The sequence below is a fragment of the Microcystis sp. M53598_WE2 genome, from assembly GCF_030067735.1.
GTDB classification, from domain to species: domain Bacteria; phylum Cyanobacteriota; class Cyanobacteriia; order Cyanobacteriales; family Microcystaceae; genus Microcystis; species Microcystis aeruginosa.
Window position 1 is genome coordinate 1 of the sequence record NZ_JASJFE010000374.1, and the last position, 6,919, is coordinate 6,919.

3 protein-coding genes and 1 pseudogene are annotated in these 6,919 nt (G+C 44.1%); 1 reads left to right on the forward strand and 3 read right to left on the reverse strand.

Annotated features, from left to right (window positions below):
- Positions 1-361: 361 nt before the first annotated feature.
- From PX636_RS08050 to cobN, 3 genes are all read right to left on the reverse strand, one after another.
- A complete protein-coding gene (locus tag PX636_RS08050; protein WP_002781107.1) occupies positions 362-1,033 on the reverse strand; it encodes a DUF4276 family protein in 672 nt (223 codons plus the stop codon).
- Positions 1,034-1,037: 4 nt separating this feature from the next.
- Positions 1,038-2,321, reverse strand: coding sequence for an AAA family ATPase (locus tag PX636_RS08055; protein ID WP_004162775.1), 1,284 nt, complete (start codon positions 2,319-2,321; stop codon positions 1,038-1,040).
- Positions 2,322-2,578: 257 nt separating this feature from the next.
- Positions 2,579-6,220: a cobaltochelatase subunit CobN gene (gene cobN / locus PX636_RS08060; protein WP_288116695.1), complete on the reverse strand. Its 3,642-nt coding sequence runs from the start codon at positions 6,218-6,220 to the stop codon at positions 2,579-2,581.
- A 427-nt stretch (positions 6,221-6,647) separates the two neighbouring features.
- Here cobN and PX636_RS08065 point away from each other — a divergent pair.
- A pseudogene (locus PX636_RS08065) lies at positions 6,648-6,919 on the forward strand (ATP-binding protein); the annotation flags it as partial.

A 6,919-nucleotide genomic window follows, 5' to 3' on the forward strand; every position in this document is an offset into this window, starting at 1 on the left:
AAAATTAGGTAATTGGCCACCTCAAAACCGGTAAAACCCCACACCCCACACCCCACACCCTGCCCCCACCGAAAAACTTTTTCAGCAGACCCTACTTATCAGGACAGGCACTCATGCAAGAGGCAAAAGGGGGAATAATACTAAATCCGTTGAGTATAGGCTACATATCAGGACAGGCAATGGGCAATAGGCAATAGGCAAAAGAGGGAATAAATAATCAGTTTTTAATAACTGGATTGAGTATAAATAATCGGTCTTTAATAACTGGATTTAGGCTCACTGCTTACTGCTCACTATCGCCTATTCCCCGCTCTCGACGATTATTTTAAATGCCTAAAAGTTTAGCCTGAAAAAATATTACTTATCTTGATTCTTCCTGACTGAGATGACGTAGTTTATCCCGAAAATAGCCAAAGCTGGGCGATCGATTAATATCCACATTCATCTGAGGAGAAATATTTTCTGCCCAGACTGTTTTCTCTTGACCCACAGAAGCGCCACCTAACTTAGATAATTGTTTCGCTCCACCTCTGTATATAGCATCTGCCAGTTTTTCCCAAGTACCACAGATACTATCATTAATATAGGAATCCAAGATAGCACTTTTGGCATGGGGATAAGCAATTTTTATGGCATTAATATCACCTAAATACCAAGCTTCTCCTTCTTCAATAGCAATACAGAAGTAAATTTGGGATTTGATAGCAGATTTTTCCAGACAATTGCTTAATTCCTGTCGAAATTCCCGAAAACATCGATTATCCAGATCGCAAACCACAATCAGCACAGCAGCATAATTATCAGCGCAACTGGAAAAAGTTTTATCATATCCTTGAATCAGTTTAGGTAGTCGCTCAAGAAGAATCCGTTTACTAGGATCGGAAACAGACTGTAAGTCTCTGGGAATATGACCACTGCCTTTATAGGAATGAACCCTAAATGTATGACCTGCATTCATGTCAATAATCTTAGGAATTAGAATATCAAGTGCTTTTTTTCCCGACAAATCCTCGACCAAAATTTCAAAGTGCATGACCTTATCTCTCATCTAAGTAATCACTATACCAAAGACTACCAAGGGGCAATCCTTCTGAGACGAGATTCTTGATTAAGGGATTGTCACTGGCCCGTTTAATCCGAGAAAACCCGTCATCACCTTTTTCCAGAATCCAAACTTCTTCCGGCTGGAGAGCATCAACAAAATAAGGTTGATGGGTGGTGATAAAAATTTGAGAACGTCCTCTCTGTCCTGTGGCGTGTTTTCTAAATTCTTGAGCCAAGGTTTCTAATAGTTTATGGTATAAGCCGTTTTCTGGCTCTTCAATACAGATAAATGGCGGTGGGGAAGGGTCTTCTAACAGTAAGAGATAGGCGAATACTTTTAAAGTACCATCGGACATTTGCTGTACATAAAATGGGTCTTGGAATCCCCGATCATTAAATTTTAATAGTAGTCGATTATCGGGACTTTTTTCGGTACTAATTTTTTCTATACCCGGTATCTTACGAGAAATACTATTAAGTATATTCTGAAATTTCTTGGAATGCTCTCTTTCCATAAACTGCACCACATTACCGAGATTATCTCCATGAATATTCAGATGTTTCTGGGGTCCGGCTAGGGGCAAACTTCTGGCCGCATCGGGAGTAAAATAGCTGAGATACCATCCCTCAATAAATCTCCGAAATAGGGAAATTCTCGGATGCTGTTTGAGAGAACCTAACGTAGCAATTCCTAGTTTGCGCTTATCATTCAGTTCCACTAACTCCCCCCCATCCTCATAATCTCCTCGTTTAATTTTTTCTATTAACTTAAGTAAATCAAAATGGTCTTGACCTTCTTCTACTTGTTTCCCTTCTTCTTCTCCTTTCCAGACGATTCCTTTCCCCTCATCGAGGAGTAAAAATGAAAAAGGCCATCCGGTCTTTTGACCTTTTCTTCTCTGTCTGAGTCTTTCTTTTTTTACATAAGGTCTATTATCGGTATCTAGATCAATAGCTAATTCATAGGTAATTGGTCGGGAATTGTAATCTTCTTTGTAATAAATCTGAAATTCAATGCTTCCTTCCTGACCCTGGGAACGAAGACGCTCAAACCCGCCCCGACCTCGCGCATCACAAGCTTCTTCTACTCCTCCTTTAAGACAATCAGATAAAAAACCGAACGCATCAAAAACTGTGCTTTTTCCCACACCATTTTTGCCGATAACGGCCGTCATCGGTGTCAGAGAATCTCGATTTTGAGTATTCCATAACTTGCCCAGAGTTATATCCTTGAGCGCTCGATAATTTTTAATCCTCAATCCCTCAATTCCGGCCATTATTTAGTCCCGTTTCTCATTACTAAAGTAATTTGAGCAATTTCTTGATAGATTGATTCTAGACCAGTTATTAATAGAGTTCTTGCCTAATTAATTTTTGAGAGTTCAAAAATGAGAAAAATAGGCATAAAATTGCATAAAATCCTTAGATAGAGCATTTAATTGATTAATGCTCATTCTTAATTCTCCTGACTACTGACTACTGGCTACTGACTCCTCACCTAAGGTCAGATTTTTGATTTTTACAAGAGGTCTAATTACTGACCCGATTCGATCGCTCCTTCGGCCTCATGGACAATTGCCCTCAATCGATCTAAAGTTTTCTGGTCCACCTGGGTCCATAATCCCCGTTGTTGAGCCTCTAACAATCTTTCGGCCATATCTCGCAATGCCCAGGGGTTTTTCTCCTGAATAAATTGTTGTACCTTGTCGTCAAATAAATAAGCTTCGGCTACTCCCTGATAGATAAAATCCTCCACTAGATGAGTAGTGGCAGAGTAGGCAAAAATATAATCTACGGTTGCAGCCATCTCGAAAGCGCCTTTATAGCCGTGTCGCATCACTCCCGCTATCCATTTGGGATTAACCACTCGCGAACGGTAAACCCGGCGAATTTCTTCCTCTAGGGTTCTGATGCGGGGATTTTCTGGGCGGGAATGATCACCAAAATAGGTGACGGGATTTTTGCCGGTTAATGCCCGGACACTGGCAGTTAAGCCGCCTTGAAATTGATAGTAGTCATCGGAGTCGAAAATATCGTGTTCTCGATTGTCCTGATTGTGCAGCACTATCTCTAATTCTTGCAGTCTATTTCTCAATACTTCCGGTAAAGAATGGGCAGTTCCTTGACTATCATAGGCATAACAACTCCAGTTAATATAAGCATTAGCTAAGTCTTGATCATTTTGCCAGTTTTGTGACTCGATTAACCCCTGTAAACCGGCCCCGTAAGCACCCGGTTTGCAGCCAAAGATTCTGGCAGTAGCTCTCAGTTTCGCCTCCTTTTCTCCTAAGCCCTGATTTAGCCAAAACTCCCTCTCTGTCTTCACTTTCGCCGCTAAAGGATTAATTTTTTCCTCTTCCTCTTGACAAGCTACCGCATTTATGCAAGAATTAAGAAGATGTAGTATGCTGGGGAAACTGTCCCTAAAAAAGCCGGATACCCGAACAGTCACATCAATGCGAGGACGGCCTAAGCTAGACGGGGTAAGGATTTCAAACCCGACTACCCGACGGAAAAAACCATCCCAAAGGGGACGAATTCCCAGTAAAGCCATGGCTTCGGCCACATCTTCGCCACTATTTCTCATCGTCGAGGTTCCCCAGATAGAAATCGCCAAAGTGCGGGGATATTCGCCATTTTCTTGGGTATAACGTTCAATTAGTGCCTCTGCGGCCTTTCTTCCCACTTCCCACGCGGTTTCTGTGGGGATTGCGCGGGTATCGACAGAATAGAAATTTCTGCCGGTGGGGAGAACATCGGGACGGCCGCGGGTGGGAGCGCCGGAAGCACCACTGGGGACGTATTGGCCAGTGAGACCTTTTAAGAGATAGGTAAGTTCATCGGGGGTTTGTTTTAAAGCAGGAATTAACTGATTTTCTAGCCAAACCAATTCTTTTGCCGTATTTTCGCCTAGAGGTTCAATTTTCTGGCTAATTAAATCCTGAGCGAGACTTTCCAGATAGGTAGTAGTATCGTTATATTCCGTCAGGGGGTCGCAGTCGAGATGGAGGTCAAGGGCGATCGAACGGGTTAAACCGGGGCGGTCGGGACTAGGAGAACGAGCGATCGATTGGATTAAATCAATTAACTGCTGACCCTGGGGACATTGACCGAAGATATGTAAACCGTCGCGGATTTGTGCTTCCTTGAGTTCACAGAGATAACCATCCACGAGGGTGAGAAATTGACTAAAGGAGGCGCTGGTCGCAACGCGCTCGCTACGCGAGATCGTGCCTAGCTCTCGATCGAGATTAGTTTTCGCCACCAGATCGTTAATCCGCTCGCGAATCAGAGCTAAACGAGAAGGATCAAGAGATTCTGCTTGATAATATTCATCGATGAGGGACTCTAACTTTTCCCAATCCCCATACAATTCCGCTCGCGTCATCGGGGGAGTGAGATGGTCGATGATAACAGCTTGGGAACGTCTTTTAGCGCTGGAACCTTCTCCGGGGTCATTGACAATAAACGGATAGAAATTCGGCAGCGACGAGAAAGCAATTTCGGGATAACAATGGGGAGAAAGAGCGAGACTTTTCCCTGGTAGCCATTCTAAATTGCCGTGTTTACCGAGATTAATCACGGCAGTGACTTGGAATTCCTGTCGTAACCAATGGTAAAAAGCGAGATAGCTGTGGGTAGGTTCGAGGTCGGGGGAATGATAATTAAGAGTCGGGTCAAGGTCATAACCGCGAGAAGGTTGAATACCGATAAAGACATTACCTAACTGGATGCCGGGGATAGGAAAATCCCCGTCCGGATGTCCCCAACGGTCAAGCATAGCGCTTTGATTATCGGGGGGAAGGGAGGAGAAATAATCTAGATATGCTGACCGGGAGAGAGATTGATAGATAGGTTTTAATTCCCTTGTCTCCAGGTCATTAGTGATACCGGAAATAAGCAATCGCATTAATTCGTCGCTATGGTCGGGTAGGTCGGTGAGGGTATAACCTTGGGTTTGTAATGCGCGAAGAATTTCCAGACCACTAGCGGGGGTATCTAAACCGACTCCGTTAGCGATACGACCATCCTTATTGGGATAGTTGGGGAAAATGAGAGCAATTTTTTTCTGGGAGTTGGGAAGGGAGGAGAGTTGACAATAGTTTGCGGTTAAATCAGCGACAAAATCAACCCGGTGGGGGAGGGGTTGATAGATAACTATTTCCGTTTCTAGTTTGGGATGTCGGGTGAGGACAGATTTAAAGGAAATAGCGCGGGTGATAATTTTGCCATCCATTTCCGGTAAAGCGATATTCATGGCCACATCCCGGGGGGAAAGACCTTGATAACCCTGTTGATAAGCTTCTAAACTGCTGCTGCTGAGGATAACTTGGAAGATGGGTTTATTGAGGGACTGCCAGAAGTGATGATTTTGTTTGTCTTCCGGTCGCTGGATAGAGAAGCTAGTGGTATCGAGAATTAGGTCTGGGGGATGGTGGGAAAAGAGGGTTAATAGTTCCTCTTGCACTTCAATTTCCCGCAGAGAGGAGAGAAAGATAGGGACAGTTTCAATATTTCTTTGGGTGAAAGCGCTGATTAAAGCATCGATAGCTTTGGTATTACCCGCGAGATAATGGGAACGATAGAAAAGTATCCAAGTCCGTGCTTGGGGTTGGGATAGGGTTATCTGGGAATAGATTCCCAACCGAGGGACAACCTGAGGAGGAGAGGGAGGATAGTCGAGATGGAGACAGGTATGCGCGATAAATTTAGCAGCATTAATCCAGTTATCTATCCCTGCTTCCGTGAAATAGCACCATAACTGATTAACAGTAGTCAGGGAAGCAGTGGAATGACTCATCAACTCTAAATCCGGTTTATCCTCTCCCGGGAGGACAAATAAAGTCGCACCGGTGTCCTCGACAATTTCCTTAACTACTTCCAATCCGTAAGACCAACTCCCACGTCCCCCCAATAAGCGAAGAATAATCACTCTTGCTTGGGATAGTACCTTGTCCCCATAGTTATCGATACTGTATTGCTGCTGTAACTGCGATAAATTCAGGGCGCGAATTGCGGGAAAATTATCGGGTAGATGGTCGATAGCTGCCGCTAGAGTTTGAATATCGGTATCGGCCATGGTGAGGAGAACAATCGGGGCCGGATTTTGGTCAATAATAATCACCCCTTCGGTATCTGCTGTCCAACCACCCGCTTGGGGAGCAATTCGGTGCATAAGTTTTGAGAGTCAGGTTAAATAATGATTAGGTTTTGAGAATCAGGGTCTCGATCGAGGGATCATTCTTAGGTAGATAGAGATGATTATATCTGTCTGCGGCAATTTAAAGAACAGGCAATAGGGATTAGGGAATAGTAGGGGATAGGGATTAAGAAAACTTCACTAAAAACCCAACCCCAGTCCCCTTACTGATGACTGGGGAAGTGGGAAGTGGGAAGTGGGAAGTGGGGGAATTTCAACTAAAACCCTAAAACCCTAACACCCTAACACCCCAAAACCCTAACACCCCAAAACCCCAACCCCCCAAAACCCCCCGCAACGCGCACGCAGTGACCAACCTATCTCCTGCCTCGCAGCCTCGCAGCCTCCTGCCTTCTGATAACTGATAACTGATAACTAATAACTAATAACTGATAACTGATAAATGAATGCTTCTCCCGCTTATGTTTGCTGTCAAGTGTTGTCATCTACTCACCTCGAACAAATTCGTTCTTGGTGGGGACAGTTGGCAATACAGGTAACAGGGCCCAGGATTAGTCTCAGTGAAAGAGATATTCCCCCACAGACAGGGGAAATCTATCAACTCTTGCTTTCCACTGACCTACAAGCTTTATTGTTAGCCAGTCCCCAAGCACATAACTTTGATTACGAAGTCCGCATTAGTTTTGAAGCGAACACGATTAAAAGTTTTCTGCA

Excerpts from the sequence above, each read along its gene's own strand:
- PX636_RS08055 (WP_004162775.1), bottom strand. The coding sequence starts at position 2,321 with ATGGCCGGAATTGAGGGATTGAGGATTAAAAATTATCGAGCGCTCAAG.
- PX636_RS08050 (WP_002781107.1), bottom strand. The coding sequence starts at position 1,033 with ATGCACTTTGAAATTTTGGTCGAGGATTTGTCGGGAAAAAAAGCACTT.
- cobN (WP_288116695.1), bottom strand. The coding sequence starts at position 6,220 with ATGCACCGAATTGCTCCCCAAGCGGGTGGTTGGACAGCAGATACCGAA.